Source organism: Nocardia implantans (genome assembly GCF_035544775.1).
GTDB classification, from domain to species: domain Bacteria; phylum Actinomycetota; class Actinomycetes; order Mycobacteriales; family Mycobacteriaceae; genus Nocardia; species Nocardia implantans.
The window spans coordinates 1-18,913 of sequence record NZ_JAYKYQ010000013.1 but is presented as its reverse complement, the minus strand read 5'-3'; the positions used below and the strand labels follow the sequence as shown (position 1 = coordinate 18,913).

At 68.9% G+C, this 18,913-nt stretch carries 21 protein-coding genes; 10 read left to right on the top strand and 11 right to left on the bottom strand.

Going from position 1 to position 18,913, the window contains the following annotated elements:
* Positions 1–106: 106 nt before the first annotated feature.
* Entirely contained in the window at positions 107–361 is a 255-nt protein-coding gene (locus U3653_RS26985; RefSeq protein WP_011211115.1) for a WhiB family transcriptional regulator, read from the bottom strand.
* Positions 362–616: 255 nt separating this feature from the next.
* The gene (locus tag U3653_RS26980) at positions 617–1,561 is read right to left on the bottom strand and encodes a diacylglycerol/lipid kinase family protein (protein WP_195082010.1); all 945 of its coding nucleotides are present in this window, start codon (positions 1,559–1,561) and stop codon (positions 617–619) included.
* Positions 1,562–1,759: 198 nt separating this feature from the next.
* Here U3653_RS26980 and U3653_RS26975 point away from each other — a divergent pair, with 198 nt between their 5' ends.
* Complete coding sequence (locus tag U3653_RS26975) at positions 1,760–2,182, top strand: hypothetical protein (RefSeq protein WP_397071493.1); 423 nt, start codon at positions 1,760–1,762, stop codon at positions 2,180–2,182.
* Here U3653_RS26975 and U3653_RS26970 read toward each other — a convergent pair.
* The 6 genes from U3653_RS26970 to U3653_RS26945 all read right to left on the bottom strand — a co-directional run bounded on the left by U3653_RS26970 (position 2,179) and on the right by U3653_RS26945 (position 7,549).
* Positions 2,179–2,871 (bottom strand): endonuclease V, encoded by a 693-nt coding sequence (locus U3653_RS26970; protein WP_195082009.1) that lies wholly within the window; start codon positions 2,869–2,871, stop codon positions 2,179–2,181. The two genes, U3653_RS26975 and U3653_RS26970, sit on opposite strands and share 4 nt — an antisense overlap.
* Positions 2,872–2,875: 4 nt before the next feature.
* Positions 2,876–3,352, bottom strand: coding sequence for a GNAT family N-acetyltransferase (locus U3653_RS26965; protein ID WP_195082141.1), 477 nt, complete (start codon positions 3,350–3,352; stop codon positions 2,876–2,878).
* Between the two features lie 44 nt (positions 3,353–3,396).
* On the bottom strand, positions 3,397–4,002 hold the full coding sequence (locus U3653_RS26960) for an acid phosphatase (protein ID WP_195082008.1): 606 nt from the start codon (positions 4,000–4,002) through the stop codon (positions 3,397–3,399).
* 68 nt (positions 4,003–4,070) lie between these two features.
* On the bottom strand, positions 4,071–4,583 hold the full coding sequence (locus U3653_RS26955) for a nitroreductase/quinone reductase family protein (protein ID WP_195082007.1): 513 nt from the start codon (positions 4,581–4,583) through the stop codon (positions 4,071–4,073).
* A gap of 44 nt (positions 4,584–4,627) precedes the next feature.
* Positions 4,628–5,845, bottom strand: a complete 1,218-nt coding sequence (locus U3653_RS26950; protein ID WP_195082006.1) for an Rv3212 family protein — start codon at positions 5,843–5,845, stop codon at positions 4,628–4,630.
* A gap of 27 nt (positions 5,846–5,872) precedes the next feature.
* Positions 5,873–7,549, bottom strand: coding sequence for a DEAD/DEAH box helicase (locus U3653_RS26945; protein ID WP_323124401.1), 1,677 nt, complete (start codon positions 7,547–7,549; stop codon positions 5,873–5,875).
* Positions 7,550–8,013: 464 nt separating this feature from the next.
* Here U3653_RS26945 and U3653_RS26940 point away from each other — a divergent pair, with 464 nt between their 5' ends.
* From U3653_RS26940 to U3653_RS26930, 3 genes are read left to right on the top strand one after another with little or no spacing between them, the layout of a single operon-like run.
* Positions 8,014–8,871 carry an SCO6745 family protein gene (locus U3653_RS26940; RefSeq protein WP_195082005.1) on the top strand — a complete coding sequence of 286 codons (858 nt, stop codon included), beginning with the start codon at positions 8,014–8,016 and terminating at the stop codon, positions 8,869–8,871.
* 54 nt (positions 8,872–8,925) lie between these two features.
* The gene (locus U3653_RS26935; RefSeq protein ID WP_195082004.1) at positions 8,926–9,981 is read left to right on the top strand and encodes an alpha/beta fold hydrolase; all 1,056 of its coding nucleotides are present in this window, start codon (positions 8,926–8,928) and stop codon (positions 9,979–9,981) included.
* A gap of 27 nt (positions 9,982–10,008) precedes the next feature.
* Positions 10,009–10,710 carry a ferritin-like fold-containing protein gene (locus tag U3653_RS26930; protein WP_195082003.1) on the top strand — a complete coding sequence of 234 codons (702 nt, stop codon included), beginning with the start codon at positions 10,009–10,011 and terminating at the stop codon, positions 10,708–10,710.
* 1 nt (position 10,711) lies between these two features.
* Here the strand turns inward: U3653_RS26930 and U3653_RS26925 are convergent, their stop codons facing one another.
* Complete coding sequence (locus U3653_RS26925; RefSeq protein ID WP_195082002.1) at positions 10,712–11,551, bottom strand: helix-turn-helix domain-containing protein; 840 nt, start codon at positions 11,549–11,551, stop codon at positions 10,712–10,714.
* Positions 11,552–11,653: 102 nt separating this feature from the next.
* Here U3653_RS26925 and U3653_RS26920 point away from each other — a divergent pair, with 102 nt between their 5' ends.
* Complete coding sequence (locus tag U3653_RS26920; protein ID WP_195082001.1) at positions 11,654–12,193, top strand: YceI family protein; 540 nt, start codon at positions 11,654–11,656, stop codon at positions 12,191–12,193.
* Between the two features lie 67 nt (positions 12,194–12,260).
* Positions 12,261–12,488 carry a DUF3107 domain-containing protein gene (locus U3653_RS26915; protein ID WP_067810591.1) on the top strand — a complete coding sequence of 76 codons (228 nt, stop codon included), beginning with the start codon at positions 12,261–12,263 and terminating at the stop codon, positions 12,486–12,488.
* Positions 12,489–12,560: 72 nt separating this feature from the next.
* Here U3653_RS26915 and fasR read toward each other — a convergent pair whose 3' ends face one another.
* Entirely contained in the window at positions 12,561–13,226 is a 666-nt protein-coding gene (gene fasR / locus U3653_RS26910; protein ID WP_067810596.1) for an HTH-type transcriptional activator FasR, read from the bottom strand.
* 479 nt (positions 13,227–13,705) lie between these two features.
* Here fasR and U3653_RS26905 point away from each other — a divergent pair, with 479 nt between their 5' ends.
* The 4 genes from U3653_RS26905 to U3653_RS26890 all read left to right on the top strand — a co-directional run bounded on the left by U3653_RS26905 (position 13,706) and on the right by U3653_RS26890 (position 18,602).
* On the top strand, positions 13,706–14,677 hold the full coding sequence (locus U3653_RS26905) for a DUF3152 domain-containing protein (protein ID WP_323124402.1): 972 nt from the start codon (positions 13,706–13,708) through the stop codon (positions 14,675–14,677).
* 142 nt (positions 14,678–14,819) lie between these two features.
* Entirely contained in the window at positions 14,820–16,004 is a 1,185-nt protein-coding gene (gene moeZ / locus U3653_RS26900; RefSeq protein ID WP_195081999.1) for an adenylyltransferase/sulfurtransferase MoeZ, read from the top strand.
* 417 nt (positions 16,005–16,421) lie between these two features.
* Entirely contained in the window at positions 16,422–17,273 is an 852-nt protein-coding gene (locus tag U3653_RS26895; RefSeq protein ID WP_195081998.1) for a TIGR02569 family protein, read from the top strand.
* Positions 17,274–17,489: 216 nt separating this feature from the next.
* Positions 17,490–18,602 carry a C40 family peptidase gene (locus tag U3653_RS26890; protein WP_195081997.1) on the top strand — a complete coding sequence of 371 codons (1,113 nt, stop codon included), beginning with the start codon at positions 17,490–17,492 and terminating at the stop codon, positions 18,600–18,602.
* Between the two features lie 66 nt (positions 18,603–18,668).
* Here the strand turns inward: U3653_RS26890 and U3653_RS26885 are convergent.
* Positions 18,669–18,913 (bottom strand): DNA-directed RNA polymerase subunit beta (locus U3653_RS26885; protein ID WP_324722483.1); only part of this gene is annotated, 245 nt, incomplete at its 5' end.

Sequence of the window (18,913 nt, the reverse complement as noted above, 5' to 3'; positions counted from 1 at the left end):
CGCGGACGAGCGTACAAAAACAACACAGCCCGGCACCGTCGGGTGCCGGGCTGAAATGCGTTACCGGGCCGGGCTGAATGGCCCGGTAAGGCCGGTCGTCTCTGGATCAGACGACGGTGCGGGTGCGGGTGCGCGCGTTGCGACGCTTGAGCGCCCGGCGCTCGTCTTCGCTCATACCACCCCACACGCCGGCGTCTTGTCCGGACTTCAGGGCCCAGGACAGGCAGTCGGCGGTTACGGGGCAGCGAGCGCAGACCAGCTTGGCATCGGCAATCTGTGCGAGCGCCGGACCACTGTTACCCACGGGGAAAAACAGCTCGGGGTCCTCATCGCGACAGATGGCCTTGTGGCGCCAGTCCATTCCTCTGCTCCTTTGCTGGGCGCCGCGCAGGGCGCCGATGGTTTGTGGATCGTTCACTTGTGCGACTCGAATGTTTCCGCACGGTTGCTTGTGAATGCTTTCACGAACACCGTAGATGTCAATAGGCACGCGGTGCACCGTGGGGAAGCTCACGCTCTGAAGGCCCCCGTGTTGGGAAGCCTGCCCGGTCCTTTGTACTCGCTCTACCGGCTTTTCGCAGCACTACCCGCGATGTTTTTCGCGGTGTTTCGCCCGTCAGCGCGGTCGCGGCGCGACGACGGCGAGCACGTCGGGCACGGCAGTGAAATCCACCACGTTGCGCTTGCCGATGAAGTCGCCATCGATTTGCAGGCCGATCGGTTCTTTGGCCTCGATTCGTACGGCGGGAACGTCGTCTTCGCGAAATAAATTGCGGGACTTGGGATTCCCGTTGGCCGCGAGGAGGTGTCGCGCGAGCAGGAGCGTGGGGAGGACGGCCATCGAGCGCACCGCGAACACTCCGAGCCCGGTTTCGAACCGGGTGCCAGGGTTGGTGTGCACCGGCGTGGCGTTGAGATATGTCCAGGGTGTGGTGTTGGTAACGAAGGCGTAATGCACCCCGTCCACGGGATCGCGGCCGGGAATTTCGACCTGAACGCCGGGTTCCTTCCGTTTCGCGCGGAAGAATTGTCGCACTGTTGTTCGAACATAGCGGCCCGGAGTGGCGGCGCGGCCACGGGCGCGGCTGGCGTCGATCGCCTCGCACACGTCGGCGTCGAGTCCGACGCCGGCGCTGAAGCAGAACCAGCGGTCGTCGGCCAGCCCCAGACCGATCCGGCGATCGGCGTCCAGTGTGAGCAGGTCGATGAGCTGGTTGGTCGCGGTCACCGGGTCGGGGGAGATGCCGAGCGCCCTGGCGAAGACATTGGCCGAGCCGCCAGGGATCACGCCGAGGCGCGGCAACCAGGCTTGACCGTCGTCGAGGACGGGCAGCGGCAGGAAGCCGTTGATGGTCTCGTTGACCGTCCCGTCGCCGCCGTGCACGACGATCAGGTCCATTTCGTTGGTGGCTGCCCATTGGGCCAGTTCGGCGGCGTGGCCGCGGTGCTGGGTGTGCGCAACGGTCAACTGGGTGCGGCTCTCCAACGCGTGCGCCAGGAGGTCCCGGGTCGCCGGTGTGGTCGAGGTGGCATTCGGGTTCACGATCAGCAGCGTCCGCACGGATGGCAGCCTAGTTGGCGGCCGGCCGGCTCCCGAAAAGCGGCGAGCGATGCGCCGGACGCCGCTGCACGGGCGTACGCCGGGACGATGACGCGGACCGGCGGGGTCGTAGGCTTGCCGCGTGAACGAGCGTCAGCAAGGGAAGCGAGGACACCGTGCGCTGCGGCGCGCGACGGAGCCGGATGCGGGCGGGGCGCGATCGTGAGCGACAAGAGCGCGGCCGCGGGGACGGTGCCGACGACGGTGCGGGCGGCCGGGGGACTGGTGACGCTGGAGGGCGTCGTCGCCGTGGGAGTCGCGATCGTGCTGGTGGTGCGGGGGCTGCTCGGGCACGACCAGTCCACGACCAGCGGCTACGGCACCGCGGCCTGGTTCGGCGTCCTCGGCGGCGCGGTGCTGGCCGCGGGTATCGGGCTCCTGCTGGGGAAGCGCTGGGGCCGCGCCATCGCCGTCATCGCGCAGCTGCTGCTGCTCCCGGTCACCTGGTCGCTGCTCACCGACTCGCATCAGCCGGTCTACGGCACGGTGCTCGGGGTGGTCGCGGTCGCCGCGCTGGTGCTGCTGTTCGCGCCGCCGTCCACGCGCTGGATGGCGCAGGACTACGGGGTCGAACCGGATTAGTTCCCCGTCGCCGTGCGCAACGCCGCCCGGCAGAGGTGGTCGGCGTGCCTGGTGGTCTCCGGCAGCCGGTAGCGCGGGGTCAGCGCAAGCACCTGTGCGCAGGCGGTGTCGAGGTCGATGCGATGACCCACGGAGACGAACACCGGCTTGACGCCCGCTCTGGTGCGCAATGCCCGCCCGACCACCGCTCCGTCGATGGTGATGTCGGTGGCCGCACCGCGTTCGGGACCCGGTTCGGCATATTCGCCCCACACGGTCTTCGCCACGCCGATCGTCGGCACGCCGGTGAGCAGGCCGAGGTGGCAGGCGAGGCCGAAGCGGCGGCGCGGATGGGCGAGTCCTTGCCCGTCGCAGACCAGGAGATCGGGTGCGGTGCAGAGCTTTTCGAGCGCGGCGAACGTGGCCGGGATCTCCCGGAAAGCCAGCAGGCCGGGAACGTACGGGAAGGCGGCGGCGCCGTGCGCGACCGCTGAGGCGACCGGCCGCAGGGTGTCGGCCGCCAGGACGACGACGGCCGCGGTCACAGCCCCGGTGTCGGCGTAGGCCGAATCGAGCCTTGCGACCGTGCGGAATCGCGCACCCGGAGGGGTGACCGGACAGATCAGCGGCCGCAGTTCGTCCTGTAGTGCCATGGCCTTTTCGGCGGTGGTGGGCCAGGACGTGAGATCGAGCGGCGGGAGCCAGGACATCGCGCTACCGCGCGTCGGCGGCCAGCTTGCCGAGCGCGTCGCCGGCCAGCCGGTAGCCCAGCCATTCGTCCTGAGCGACGGCGCCGATCGATTCGTAGAAGTCGATCGAGGGCTTGTTCCAGGTCAGCACCGCCCACGACACGCGGCTGTAGCCCTGGTCGACCGCTTCCTTCGCCAGGGCCGTGAGCAGCGCTTTGCCGTAGCCCTTACCCCTGGTTCCCGGCCGGACGTAGAGGTCCTCCAGATAGATGCCGTGCACGCCGTCCCAGGTGGAGAAGTTGAGGAACCAGATGGCGCAGCCGAGCAGACCGGACTCGTCCGCCACCACATGCGCGAACAACTTCGGCTCCGGCCCGAACAGCGCCGAGCGCAACTGCTCGGCGGTGACCGTGCACTCGTGGCGTGCCTTCTCGTATTCGGCCAGGTCGTAGATCAGATCGACCAGTCCGGGCACGTCGGAGGGCACGGCGCGGCGCAGCACGGCGGAGCCGAGGTCGACGGCGGTGGGATCGGTGTCGGGTCGGGTCACTGTGACGCTCCGTTGGGTACCAAGTTGTGCGCGCGGATCGCGCGCGCGTCGTGTTCGTAGCCGAGCACGGTCAGCCCGCCGGTCGACATGGCGAATCGGCGGCCCTCCCTGATCTCGAACTCGGCCCAGCGGGCGATCAGCGCCCGGGAGAAGTGGCCGTGCCCCACCAGCACGATATCCCGCTCCGGCAGCGCGGCTGTCACGCCGGCCAGCACGCGGTCGGCGCGTTCGCGCACCTGCTGTGCGGTCTCGCCGTCCGGGACCGGGCCGGTCCAGATGGTCCATCCCGGCACGGACTCGCGGATCTGCGGGGTGGTCAGGCCCTCGTAGGCGCCGTAGTCCCATTCGGCGAGGTCGTCGTCGACGACGGCTCCGGTGAGCCCGGCCAGCTCCGCGGTGTGCATCGCCCGTAGTCGTGGGCTGGTGCGCACCAACGGATTCCGGAGTTCCAGTGTGGCGAGCAAGCCGCCTGCCGCCCTGGCCTGTTCTTCCCCGCGCTCGGTGAGCGGGAGATCGGTGCGGCCGGTGTGCCTTCGCTGCGTGGACCAGCTGGTCTCGCCGTGCCGGAGCAGCACAACGCGGGCATCGTCGAGTGCGGACATGCCTCCATGATGGTCCACGGTTGATCATGCGGCGGCACGGTGGTCTCCCGCGACGGTGACGAAGCGGGCTACGACCCGACCGGCTCCCCGAGTTCCAGCACTACCAGCGGCAGCGGCCGCGAGACCTTGGCCTGGTAGTCGGCGAGCAACGGATTGTTCGCGATCACCCACGCGGCGAACTCGTCGTACTCGGCGGCCTCCAGCGCCCGCGCCGTGCCCCGATAGGTGGTGGGCCCCAGCTCGATGGTGACGCTGGAATGGGCTTTGACGTTGTGATACCAGGCCGGGTATCGGTCCTCGATGAACGAACTCACGTACATCGTTTCGCCGCGGCGCAACAGGCCGAGCGGAACGACGTGCGGTTTGCCGCTCTTGGCGCCGGTGGTCGTGAGCAGCAACAGTTCACCGCCCGCGTAGGCGCCGCCGACCTTGCCCGCGTTGTCGCGGAACTCTTCGATCACGCCGTCGTTCCAACGCGCCATCTCCTCCTCGGAGTGCTCCTGGTTCCACGGTGCGTCGGGATCGTCGTAGGCCGTGATGGCAGCGGCGTTTTCCTTTGGGGCGGCCTGGGTTTCGCTCATTGCCTCAGTGTGCTGCAAGGCACCGACAGATTTCGCCGGGCGCCTCAGCCGAAGGCGTGCAGTTCTCCGTCGCGCAGTTCCAGCACGGTGTTCCCGATGACGGTGAGCGAGATCGGACTTCCGGTGTAGCCGGGCCGCTCCACCGGGACGCGTCCCGTTTCGGCTCCCGTGGCCGGGTCGAGGACGGTGAGCGCGCCGGTGGTGGGCAGCAGCAGTTTGCCCGCCATCAGCGCGGGTGAGCCGAGCGCGCCGCCCGCCGTCCACAGCGGGTCGAACGTGCTTCCGTTCAAGGCGATCACGCTGTTCCCGGTGAAGACCAGATAGGCCGATCCGATCCGGGTGGTCGTGGCCGTCTGGCTCAGCGGGGCCGAAAGTTGATGCATCACAACGGGGTTGCCGTTCCCGTCGTAGACGGCCAAGCGCGGCGGCAGCGATTCGGCGGCGGGGAAGTAGAGCACGATCCGGCTGTCGGACACCGCCAGCACCCGCGCTTCCGCGGAATCCGTTCCCGGACCGGTCAATACGTGCGAGCCGTACTCCTCCGGCACGGTGTTGTCCTTGGGGGCCGGGTTGAGCACCGTGAGCCGCTCGGCCGGATCGGCGGGGCAGCGCTCCAGCACGGCGAGCCGAGAGGAACTGGAACTCGACGACAGCAGCGTGCACCCTTTGCGCGGCTGCGTCTTGACGTTCACCGGAGCGTCGACGAAGCCGTACTCCACCGTGCGCACCAGATCCGAGCGCCACATCTCCAGCCGCTGCGGTCCCTGCGCCAGCAGGTAGGTGCCGTCGACCGACAGCCGCACGTCCTTGTCCATGTAGCTGCTGCGCGCGGTGCGGCGGGCGCCGCTGTCGCCGGCCAGCATGGTGGCCTGGCTGCACCCGCGCTCGTCACGGTAGACCGCGATCACCATGCCGTATTGGCCCTCGACCCCGCACAGCGGCATGTCCCGCCGGTATTTCCAGAGCTGCTCGCCGGTGCGCGGGTCGCGGCCGGTGACCGTGTCGTCGTCGCCGGTCACCGCGACACCGCCGGACACCAGCGCACGCGCGCTCGCGCGGTCGGGCGCGTGCCACAGCTCCCGCAGCGCGGTGGGCAGCTGATCGGCCGCGGCCGGCGTGGGCACCGTGGAGGACGCGGTCACCGATTCGGTGCCGTGCGCGTCTCCGCGCACCCACACCAAGGCCCCGGCGACCGCGACGAGAACCGCGATCGCGACTGCGGAGATGATATCGGCGCGCGTCCGCCGCTCGGGTGCGAGCACGGATGCGAGACTAGCCGATCCGCGCGGTCAGGCCGACGCGGCGGCCGCGGGCTCGGCCGCGCTCCCGGTGTCCTCCGCGGTGAGGTCCCCTTCGCCCGAACGACGCCGCCTGCGCCTGCGGCGAGCGGGACGGTCGGAGGTCTCGGATTCCTCCGCGCCGCCGTTGTCGTCCGCGGCCTCCGTGCTCGACTCGTCGGTGGCGGTGACGTCGGTGGCGTCTCCGGTCGACTTGCGCCGCCTGCGCCTGCGGCGGGCGGGCTTGTCGGCCGCATCCGCCTCGCCGGCCTGCTCCGCGTCGGCAACGGCGGTGTCGGTCGAATCGGCGGTCTCGGGGGCGTCGTCGATCGGCTTACCGCCGCGGGTGCGCTTACGGTTGCGCTTGCGCGGAGCGCGGGCCGTACGTTCGACCACCACCGCGTCCGGGTCGCGCTCCGGCTTCGGCTTGCGGATCACGCCGGTCACGCCCTCGGGAATACCGAGGTCGGTGTACAGGTGCGGCGAGCGCGAGTACGTCTCGACCGGTTCGGGGATGCCGAGCCCGAGCGCGCTGTCGATCGCCGACCAGCGGTTGAGTTCGTCCCAGTCGATCAGCGTCACCGCCACGCCGGTGCGCCCGGCCCGGCCGGTGCGACCGATCCGGTGCACGTAGGTCTTCTCGTCCTCGGGGCACTGGTAGTTGATGACGTGCGTGACGTCGTCGATGTCGATGCCGCGCGCCGCGACGTCGGTGGCGACCAGCACGTCGATGGCGCCCTTGCGGAACTTGGTCAGCGCCTTCTCGCGGGCGATCTGGCCGAGGTCGCCGTGCACGGCGCCCACCGCGAACCCGCGCTCGGCGAGATCGTCGGCCACCTTCTGCGCCGTGCGCTTGGTGCGCGTGAAGATCATCGTCGCGCCCCGGCTCTCGGCCTGCAGGATGCGCGCGATCAGCTCGCTCTTGTCCAGGGCGTGCGCGCGGTAGACGAACTGCGCGGTGCGGTCGTGCACCGCCGAGTCGTGCGGCTCCTCCGCCCTGATGTGCGTCGGCCGGTTCAGGAAGGTGCGCGCCAGGGTGATGATCGGCCCGGGCATGGTCGCGGAGAACAGCATGGTCTGGCGTTTGTCCGGGACCATGCCGAGGATGCGCTCGATGTCGGGCAGGAAGCCGAGGTCGAGCATCTCGTCGGCCTCGTCCAGCACCAGCACGCCGATCTTGCCGAGGATGAGGTGCTGCTGGTCGGCGAGGTCCAGTAGTCGGCCCGGCGTGCCGACCACCACGTCGACGCCCGCGCGCAGCGCCTCGATCTGCGCCTCGTAGGGGCGGCCACCGTAGATGGAGGCGACGCGCAGCGGCCCCTGGTGGTTGGTGAGGTACTTGCTCGCGTTCTCCAGATCCTTGGTGACCTGGATGCACAGCTCGCGCGTCGGCACGATGACCAGCGCGCGCGGCGTGCCGTCCAGCGGCGTCGTGCCGGATTCCGCGGTGGCGATCCGGTGCAGCAGCGGCACGCCGAATCCGAAGGTTTTGCCCATGCCGGTGCGGGCCTGACCGATGAGATCTTCACCCGCGAGCGCCAGCGGGAGGGTCAGTTCTTGAATGGCGAAAGTACGTTCGATTCCGATCTCGCCGAGTGCGCGGACGATTTCGGCGCGCACGCCCAATTCGGCGAAAGTCGGGGCGGTGTGCGTCGCGTCCAGTTCGGCCGTCAACAGGGTCTCCGCCAGACCTGGTTCCTGATCGACTGTGATCTTGCTCAGGGTTCGTGCCTTCCTCGTAATCACGTCCCGCGCGCACGAGGTGGGGCGGACCGGGCGGTCCACGACGACCACGACTCCGCAGGTGATACTTCACCCGGCCACGCTCCGGATGCCGGGCGCCTGCCGTGAAAAACGGCGGCTACCTCGCAAAACATCGGCGCGGCGCACTGGTGACGCGGATTGGTGCGCGCACATTTTCGGTGTCCAACGAAAACTTCGCACTCGAAACCGGTCGGCGGTCGCAGCGGCGTCCGCGCGGTGTGCGTGAGCGCGACGTCCGGCAACTCTGTCGAGCGAAACTTTTCGTTGTCCGACGCGATTGTAGCGTGATATTGTGCCCCGCTCGAATTGCCAGCGCGGCGCGCTATCGGAAATGCTCCTGACCCGCGGTGTGCTTTCGCCGCGCCGGGGGTCCACGTACGCTGCGCGACATGGGAATTCATCCGGCGCGGCAAATCTGGGCGACGCTCGAACCGCTACACGATGTGGTCTATTTCGGAACCGGCGTCAAGGAGTCGGGCGTCGGGATCGGATTGCGCGGCTACTGGCAGACGTACTTCGCTTTCCGCGCCGCGCCGCTGGGCGCGGTGACGCCCGCCGCCGTGCAGGCGGTCTTCGCCGGATTCCACCCCGGCATGGTGCGTCGCGCGCTGCCGGAAGCGTGGGAGCGCGCCACCCCGCAACGCTGCCTGGTCGCTCGGCTGGAGCTGGCCACCGGCCTGCTGCGCGGCGTCGGCGCGGGCGACGCGGTGTCGGCTCGCGCGGTCGAACTGCTCGCGCCGGTGCAGCGCGCGGCGGATCCGACGGGGCGGGCGCTGTTCGCCGCGAACGCGGCTCTGCCGCTGCCCGCCGACCCGGTGGCCGCGCTGTGGCAGCTGGCCACCTCCCTGCGCGAGCATCGCGGCGACGGCCATGTCGCGGCCCTGGTCACCCACGGCCTCACCGGACGGCAAGCGCTGATCGTGCAGGTAGCCGCGGGCAAGGCGCCGGAATCGGTGATGCGTCCGGCGCGCGGCGTGTCGGAGGCGGAGTGGGCGGAGGACTTCGACGAGCTGCGTGCCCGCGGCCTGGTCGCCGGGGAGCCGGTCACTCCCACCCTCACCGGCGGCGGCGCGGAGTTGCTGGCCGCGGTCGAGGCCGACACCGACGAAGCGGCGTGGACCGGCGCGCTCGCGGTGCTGTCGGCCGACGCGATCACCGAGCTGACCACCTCGCTCGCGCCGCTGGTGCGCAGCGTCCAGGAGTCGGTGGTGCCGCCGCTCAACCCCGTGGGCATGGGGCCGCGGTAGCACGGCGGGGAGTTGCCTGTTACCGACGGTACCGAGTATGAGAATCTCTTCGCTGTGAGCCTTGCCGACACTGTCACCATCGCCGCGCGCAACGCCTGGGCGCTGACCTTCGGCTCCGGCATCGAGGCGCCGGACCCGACCCCCGCGACGATCCTGTGGAACCAGCCGCACCGGCAACTGCGCCGGTTCGAGGGAGCCGACGGCGACGCGGCGTCGGCGGATTCGGCCGTGCTGCTGGTCCCGCCGCTGGCCGCGCCCGCGACCTGTTTCGATCTGCGGCCCGACCAGAGCCTGGCGCGCTTCCTGCTGGAGATCGGCCGCAGCCCGTACGTCGTCGACTACGGCGAGATCACCTTCGCCGACCGGCGCATGGGCTTCGAGGACTGGATCGACGACATCCTGCCCGAGGCGGTGTTGCGCACCAGCGCCGACCGCGACGGAGGCGCGGTGGACCTGGTCGGCTGGTCGCTCGGTGGCACGCTGGCCCTGCTCACCGCCGCGGCGCATCCCGAGTTGCCCATCCGGTCCATCACGGCGGTCGGCTCGCCGCTGGACTACGACCGGATGACCGGCGTGCCGCAGCTGCGCGCCGTCGCGAAGCTCACGGGTGGCCGCGCCACCTCGACCGTCATCCGCGCGGCCGGTGGCGTTCCTGCGACACTGACTCGAATCGGCTACAAGGTCACCGCCTGGGATCGTGAGCTGACCCGGCCCTGGTTCGTCGCGAGCAACATCGCGCGCACCGAGGCGCTGGCGAAGATGGAGACGATCGACCGGTTCATGGCCGAGATGCCCGGCTACCCCGGCCGCTTCTACGGTCAGCTGTGGGGCCGGTTCATCCTGAACAACGACATCGGGCGCGGTGTGGTCCGGCTCGGCGCGCGCCGCATCGAACTGGCGAAGGTGACCGCGCCGGTGCTGCTGGTCGGCGGGCCGTCCGACGTGATCACTCCGGCGGCGGCCGTCGAAGGCGGTGCGCACGTGCTCACCGGAGCGGCCACGGTCCGCTACGAGACCGCTCCAGGCAGCCATCTGGGCATCCTGGCCGCGCCGACCGCGCGTGACACGACATGGAGTTACCTCGAGAAGTTCCTCGCCGAGACCGCCTGATCCGCGGTGAGTATTACGCTGGGGCGCATGGGAGCACAGTCACCTGCCGCGTTAGGTGTTTCGTCGACCGACCCAGCAAGCATTTCCATCCCCGCGAGCCATCCCGGCGTGACCGACCTGTTCGCGGTGCTCGCCTACGGCGAGATCTCCGCGTTCTACCGGCTGGCCGAGGAGGCCAAGCTGTCGCCGACCCTGCGGGGCAAGGTGGCGGTCGCGACGATGGCCGCGGCCGAGATGGAGCATTTCAAGACACTGGAGTCCGCGTTGGCCGCGCGCGGCGCCGACGTCTTCGACGCGATGGCGCCGTTCGTGCGCGCGCTGGACGACTACCACGCGTCCACCGACCCTTCGACGTGGCTCGAGTCGATGGTGAAGTTCTACGTCGGTGACGGCATCGCCGCGGACTTCTACACCGAGATCGCGGGCGCGCTGACCCCGGACGTCGCCGCGGTGGTCCGCGACGTGCTCGCCGAGACCAGTCACTCCGAGTTCGTCGTCGAGGAGGTGCGCCGGGCGGTCACCGAGAGCCGCTCCGAACGCGACCGGCTCACGCTCTGGGGCAGGCGGCTGCTCGGCGAGGCCATCACGCAGGCGCAGTTCGTCATGGCGCAGCGCGACGAACTCACCGATCTGGTGCTCACCGCCACCGGCGACCTCAACGGCATCGCCGCGCTGATCGAGCGCATGCAGGACAGTCACGCCGAGCGCATGGCGGTCCTCGGGATCTGAGCTATTCGTTCGCCGCGCGGTTGGGCACCAGCCGCAAACCGGGCGCGTGGATGCTCGCCCGGTCGACCAACCAGACGACGACGCTCTGATCCCTGCGGTCGGCTTCCAGCATCTCGAACGGGACCTCGACCGAGCCGTGCACGGGATGGTCGAGGTGCAGTGTGCCGGAGCCGGGTGCGCCCACCCGATGCGGCTTCCAGCGGTCGGCGAAATCGGGGAGCCCGCGCAGCGCTTCGATGGTCTCGAGCAGTGCGTCGTCTCCGGGCCAGTGCAGTTTGGCGCGGCAGAGTGCCGCCGTGAAGGTGTCGGCGGCTTCCTCCCAGTTGCGCAGGACGCGCCGCGCGGCGGGATGCATGAAGATGTACCAGGCGAGATCGGGCTGATCCGGTCCGTCCAGCAGGCCCAGCGGAGCGACGAAATCGGCCCACGCCTGGTTCCAGCCGAGCACGTTCAGCCTGCGGCCGACCACGAACGCCGGCGTCGGCTGCAACGCCCGCAGGATCGTTTCGATCGTCGGAGCCACCTGTTCCTGAGCGGATTCGCTTCCGGGGCATCGGGATTCGTTGCCGGAAGCCATCGCGAGCATGCCGAAGTACTGACGGTCGTCGCCACGCAGCAGCAGCGCGTCGGCCAGCGCGTCGATCACCGCGAGCGACGGGTTGGTGTCGCGGCCCTGCTCCAGCCGGGCCAGATAGTCGGCGCTGACGCCCGCTCGGACGGCGACCTCCTCGCGCCGCAGCCCCGGCGTCCTACGGCGGCCGCCCTCGGGCAAGCCGACATCCGACGGCCGCAGCTCGGCGCGCCGGGCGATGAGGAACTCCGCGAATCCATTGCTTGCCATGGTTTCCATCGTGCCGGGTCCGGGGACGATCAACCTCGCCCTGCCAGGTCCAGGATAACGGCGGTCTGGCTACCGGACCGCGGTCCGGCCATTGTCGGAGGCATGACTTCTACCTCGGAATCCACCACGCTGAAATCCGGTTCGTGGGCCCTCGACGCCGCGCACTCCTCGGTCGCCTTCACCATTCGCCATCTCGGCATCTCCAAGGTGCGTGGCGGATTCACCCGGTTCGAGACCGAATTCGTGGTCGACGAATCGGGCGCCGCCACCGTCGGCGCGACGATCTACCTGGACTCCTTCGACACCGGCAACCCCGACCGGGACGCGCACATCCGCACCGCCGATTTCCTCGACGTCGCCAATCGCCCCACGCTGACCTTCCGCGCCGACCATCCCGTGGTCGTCGCCGAGACCTTCGAGGTCCGAGGGCAGGCCACGCTCGGCGCGATCACCAAGCCCGTCACACTGGAAGTCGAGTGGGGCGGCGTGCAGGACTTCGGTCCCACCGGCGACCGGCACGCGGGCTTCTCCGCCACCGGCACCATCAAGCGCACCGACTTCGGCGTCGGCGGCCCGCTGCCCGGCATGCTCAGCGACACCGTGAAGATCGAACTCGAGATCCAGCTCGTCGAGCCCAAGTGAGCGCCACCGGTGGCCACCACTAGCCTTGGAATCGACAGCACAGGACTCTCAGGTTCGGAGGTTGGCCGTGGAGGTCAAAATCGGTATTTCGGATAGCCCGCGCGAGCTGGTGATCAGCAGCGCGCAGACCCAGGAAGAGGTCGAGGCGCTGGTGTCCGGTGCGCTCGGCGGCGACGGTGGCGTCTTGACGCTCACCGATGAGAAAGGCCGCAAGTTCCTGATCCAGGCCGCGAAGGTCGCCTACGTCGAGATCGGCTCGACCACCGGCGGCCGCGTCGGTTTCGCCGCCGTCTGACTTCCGCTTCACACGCAGCGAGCCCCTGCCCCGAGCGATCGGGGACAGGGGCTCGTTCGTCGTCGGACCCGCTCAGTCGATCGGGTGCAGCGGCACGTGCTTCAGGCCGCCCCACGCGAGCTGGACGGTGGTGTCGACCGCCTCTTCCTTCGGGATCGGCCGATCGGCCTCCAGCCAGTAGCGCGCGGTGAACTGGCTCGCGCCGACCAAGCCGACGGCCAGGATGCGGGCCCGGTAGGGGTCGAGGCCGGAGTCGTGCGCGACGAGGTCGAAGACCGCGTCCACGCAGGCCTCGGTGGCCTGCTCGACCCGGCGCTGCACCTGCGGCTCGCTGGTCAGGTCGGACTCGAAGACCAGGCGGAAGCCCTGCATCTCGTTGTCCACGAAATCGAAGTACGCCTGCACCGCCGCGCGCACGCGCTGCTTGTTGTCGGTGGTGGAGCGCAGCGCTTGGCGCACACTGGAGACCAGCATGTCGACATAGTTCTGCAGCACCGCGAGGTACAGCTCCAGCTTGCTGCTGAAGTGCTGGTACAGCACCGGCTTGCTCACTCCGGCGCACTGCGAGATCTCGTCCATGCCCGCGGCGTGGTAGCCGCGCTGCACGAAGACTTCGCTTGCCGCCGCGAGTAGCTGTTGACGTCGCTCGTCGCGCGGAAGCCGGGTACCGCGTTTGGCGGGTGCCATGGCCTCGGACGACGATCTACGGGACGTCATCCGGTCCACGAGGTCAGTCATTTCGGCTCTCCCAGTCGATTCCCCGGCAAAGGGGTGTGCACCGGGTTATTTCAAGCACGATACCCGGTTGTCGCCTGCCCGCGGATCGGGGCCGGGCAACTGGTGCCACCCGCGGACACATTGTCGCACCGGATGAGCCGCCGGTGTGCCCGCAGGTGGGGATTCGCCGCTGTGAGACGCTGGTGAACGTGACCGACCGACCGGACAGACCACCCGCCGGGCGGCGCGGTACACGCGGCCCGGCTGGCTCCGGCGAGCCCGGTTCCGTAGGGTCGGACCACATGGCGAGAACCTGGCCAGAGGCGCGATCCAGTGGGGCGGCTCGGACCGGCGCAGCCAAGCGGTCCGGGGCGGGCGGCGGGTCGTCCGGTCGCGAGAAGAGCGAACGCAAGCGCGGCAAAGCGCCCGAACCTCCCGCGCCGCAGCCCGATTCCACCCCGACGCAGGGCGAACAGGATGCTGCCGACGATCCGGTCGGCATGTACTCGCACAAGGCCGAGCGATCCCATCAGCCGCTGCGCGCCCGCTGGGACCCCACCGCTCCCGACGAGGGCAGGACCAGGACGCGCCCCGAGCGGGACGCCAAGAAGCAGAGCGCGCTCGGCCGATTCGTCTCGACCTACGGCTGGCGGGCGTATGCGTTGCCGGTCCTGGTCGTGATCACCGTTCTGGTCGTGGTCGACGCGATCCGCGCCGCCGACGAGATCAACGCCGCGGGCTCCGACCCCGGGCTCGGGCGGCTCAGCCCGGCCACCGCCACCGCGGGCATCATCGGCGCCCCACCCGGTGATGGGCACTTTCCCACCGATCTCCCCACCGGCGCCCTGCCCGAAGGCGGCGCCTTCGCCGAATCCGGCGCGGGCGTCTGGCACGTGGTGCCCGGCACGACCGCCCAGATCGGCACCGGAACCGCGACCGCCTTCCGCTACACCGTGGAGATCGAGAACGGCGTGGACACCTCCGGCTTGGGCGGAGACGAGGCCGTCGCCAAGATGATCGATGCCACGCTGGCCAACCCGAAGAGCTGGACCCACGACCCCAAGTTCGCCTTCCGCCGGGTCGACCAGGGCGACGTGGACTTCCGCGTCTCGCTCACCTCACGAGAAACCAGCCGCAAGGAATGCGGTTTCGATATCCCGATCGATACCTCCTGCTACAACGCCGACGATCGCCGCGTGGTGCTGTCGGAGGTCAGGTGGGTGCGCGGCGCGCTGGCGTTCGAAGGCGATATCGGGTCCTACCGGCAGTACCTGATCAACCACGAGGTCGGCCACGCCATCGGCTACCACCAGCATCAGGCGTGCGAGACCGACGGCGGGCTCGCGCCGGTGATGATGCAGCAGACCTTCGGCACCCGCAACGACGACATCGCCGCGCTGGATCCGCACGGCGTGGTCCCGATGGACGGCAAACGCTGCCGCTTCAACCCCTGGCCCTATCCGAGGGGATGAGGGCGGTTGTCGCGCCGGGCCGGGTATACGGAACGATGGGCGGGAAGAACTGCCCGGTCGTCGGTGTTGCACTGTTGAACCAACCCGCCGCGGGCGTCATACCGCCGCAGCGATCGGCCGAGCGATTCGAGGAGTCCTGGACGTGTCATCACCCAAGTCCCTGCCGCCACTTGTCGAGCCGGCCGCGGAACTGACCAGGGATGAGGTAGCCCGCTACAGCCGACACCTGATCATCCCCGATCTGGGCGTGGACGGGCAGAAACGTCTGAAGAACGCCAAGGTACTGGTGATCGGCGCGGGTGGCCTCGGCTCGCCCGCCCTGCTGTACCTGGCCGCCGCCGGTGTCGGCACGCTGGGCATCGTCGAGTTCGACGAGGTCGACGCGTCGAACCTGCAGCGCCAGATCATCCACGGCGAGTCCGACATCGGCCGCTCCAAGGCCGACAGCGCGCGCGACTCGATCCTGGAGATCAACTCCGGCATCGATGTCCGGTTGCACAAGATCCGGCTGGAGCCGGAGAACGCGGTGCAGCTGTTCGAACAGTACGACCTGATCGTCGACGGCACCGACAACTTCGCCACCCGCTACCTGGTCAACGATGCCGCGGTGCTCGCGCGCAAGCCGTATGTGTGGGGCTCGATCTATCGCTTCGAGGGCCAAGTCTCGGTGTTCTGGGAGGACGCGCCGGACGGGCGCGGTATCAACTACCGCGACCTCTACCCGGAGGCCCCGCCGCCCGGCATGGTCCCCTCCTGCGCGGAGGGCGGCGTGCTCGGTGTGCTGTGCGCGTCCATCGGGTCGGTGATGGTCACCGAGGCGATCAAGCTGATCACCGGCATCGGTGAGCCGCTGCTGGGCCGTCTGATGGTGTACGACGCACTCGACATGAACTACCGCACCATCAAGCTGCGCCGCGATCCGGAGCGTCAGCCGATCACCGAGCTGATCGACTACGAGGCGTTCTGCGGCGTGGTGTCGGATGAGGGCCAAGCGGCCGCGGCCGGGTCCACCATCACCGCACGCGAGCTCGAGGAGCTGCTGGCGTCGGGTAAGGACATCGAGCTGATCGATGTGCGGGAGCCGGTCGAGTGGGACATCGTGCACATCGAGGGCGCGAAGCTCATCCCCAAGGACCGCATCCTGTCCGGCGAGGCGCTGGCCGAACTGCCCCAGAACCGCCCCATCGTGCTGCACTGCAAGACCGGCGTGCGCTCCGCCGAAGCCCTGGCCGCCCTCAAACGCGCGGGCTTCTCCGACGCCACCCACCTGCAAGGCGGCGTGATCGCCTGGGCGAACCAGGTGGACAAGTCACTGCCGGTGTACTGAGCGGGTAGAACGCCTACGCCTCGCCGTCAGCCGGGGTGTAGACGGCGGCTCGCGATCGCGCAACACGATGCCCAGATCCAGGCGGACGAAGTTGAGCGGGCTCTCGTGAACCCGAATCCTCGCGCGCTTGGTGGAATGACGGCAGTCGAATTTCGGGTGCCAAGGGCCGAGTCGCGAGTTGGAATGCCAACGCGCCCGGCTGAGCCCAGCTCCCGGTTTCGAGCGAAGCGAGACCGAGCATGCGCCGTTCGCGGCCCTGCTTGCGTCCGAGTGGCCGCCGCGTCCGCGACGAAGGAGCAAGCGGCGGTCGCTCGGACGTGAGCCGTAGAGGGCCGTGAACACGCAGCGCCGCAGGCGCTGCCAAACAACACGGCGCGCCGGAGGCGCGCCAAAACCGACACCACGTACGGTACGGCCGTGACTTCTGTGGAACCTCCCGAGCATGTGCGTGCCACGTTCGGTCTGCGCGAAGTGACCCCGGTTGCGCTCGGCGACTGGGAAGGCGGCTGGCGCTTGGGCGATGTGGTGCTCAGTCCGGTCACCGATCACGCGCGCGCGGCGTGGTCGGCGAAGGTCCGAGAGGCGTTGCGGGTGGACGGGCTGCGGCTGGCACGTCCGGTGCGGGCGACCGACGGCAGGTACGTGGTGTCGGGCTGGCGCGCGGACACCTATCTGGAGGGTATGCCGGAACCGCGGCATGACGAGGTGGTGTCGGTGTCGCTGCGCCTGCACAAGGCGACGGCGGATCTGGAGCGCCCGCGTTTCCTCGCTCAGCCACCGGTGGTGCCGTGGGTGGACATCGACGTGTTCGTCGCGGCCGATCGCGCCGCCTGGGAGCCGGTGCCGCTGCGCAGCCTGCGCGCGGGCGGCGCGTCGCTGTCGACCTCCCCGGACGGGCGGCGCAGCATCGAACTGATCGGCCAACTGGCCACCCTCCGCAAACCGGTGCAGTCGCCGCCACAGCTGGTGCACGGCGATCTGTTCGGCACCGTGTTGTTCGCGGGCGCGCAAACCCCCGGGCTCACCGACATCACCCCCTACTGGCGGCCGGTGCCGTGGGCGGCGGCGGTGATCGTGGTGGACGCGCTGGCCTGGGGCGGCGCGGACGACGGGTTGCTCGATCGCTGGGCGGACCTGCCGGAATGGCCGCAGATGTTGTTGCGCGCGGTCATGTTCCGGCTCGCGGTGCACGCGCTGCATCCGAGGTCCACTCCGCAGGCGTTTCCCGGCTTGGCGCGCACGGCGGACATGGTGCGCCTCACCCTCTGAATTCGCCGCGGCGCAGTGCGCTTCGCGGGAGCTGGTCGGCGGCACACCGACCCGATGCGGATGGGGCGGACAGTTGCCAATGCCGGGAATGCCCGATACTCGGCATTACAGCTGCGTCTGCCGCCACAGCGTCCGGCGGCATCGGCCGAGTGAGGTACGGATAATGCTCGTTGCGCCTTTTGGCATGTGTGCCTTGGCCGGAGGAAGGGGGTGCACATGACGACCACCCGTGCCGAGCTGATCGGGTTCGTCGAAGGTCTGTACGTTCCCCGTATCGCCAGCGGTGGCCTGAAATCCCTGATCCAAGCGGCGCAGGAATTCATCGAGACCTCGATTCTGCTGTTCGCCTCCGGGCAGGGTTCCCAGCAGCCGGATCTGCTGGCCTGGCTGGACAAGCAGAAGTTGCTCAGTGACGACGGCCTCGAAGAACCTCCGGGCGAGTCGGTGCTGATCGACAACTACAGCGCGCGCAAGGGCGAAATCGACACCAAGAAGAAGGAGATGGATCAGCAGGGTCGCAACGTCAAGGACGCCGCTTTCAAAACCTTCGATTTGACGAATGCCACCTATAAGTCGATCAAGGAACGGGTCGGCGAACTCGATGGCAACCTGCGCAGCATCAGGGAACGCACGGACAAGGAGGGCGCGTACCTGCCGCTGACGGCGGATGAGGAGAGTCGCGCGATGCGATACGTCCTGCAGGCCGTCGACGACGTGCACGACGCGGTGGCGGACACCTACGGGCAGATCCAGAACCAGGCCAACGGCATCGACGCCTCCCGTCCGTACTACCAGAGCCGAACGAGTCACCAACCAGGCCGGACCCTGTCCACTCCGTGGTCGAGGGGTGGTAGCTCGGTGCCCGCGAGCACCGCGACCTATGCGACCGGCGACGGCACCGTGGACGACATCCTGAAGATGGCGCGCAATGAACTGGGCGTGCGGGAGAACGGCACGAACCACGTCGACCGGCCCTACAACATCGACGACGCTTGGTGCGCCTCGTTCGCCACCTGGGTGTGGAAGAAGGCCGGGTATAAAGTCAACTGGACCAACAAAAATCTGGTGTCGGCCATCTGGTCCGATGCGAAGAAGCTTGGACTGCAGCGGTCCACCTCGAAAGCCCAACCCGGCGACATGGTCATCTTCGACTGGAACAACGACGGCAACCCGGACCACGTCGGCATCGTGGAATCCGTCAACGGCAACACGATCACCACCATCGAAGGCAATTCCAGCGACCAGGTGAAGCGCAATCACTACAACATGGGCAACTCGGATCTGGTCGGTGTCGTGCAGACGCCGTCGAAGAAGGCCGTGAGTGTCTAGCGCGCCGCGCACGGATCTTCTGACAGATCCGTGCGCGGCGTACTCAGCACAGTACGGCGGTCCCGATCAGCTCGACAGATCTTCCACCGACGCGGATTCACTGCCCGACAGCGAGATGCCCAGATTGGCGGCGGTGCGATCCACCTCGTCGTCGCCGTGCTGGAATTCGATGGCCGACCCCGCGGACAGCACTTCGACGTTGAGGCACAGCGACTGGAGTTCCTTGAGCAGGACCTTGAACGATTCCGGAATGCCCGGCTCCGGGATGTTCTCGCCCTTGACGATCGCTTCGTAGACCTTCACGCGACCGA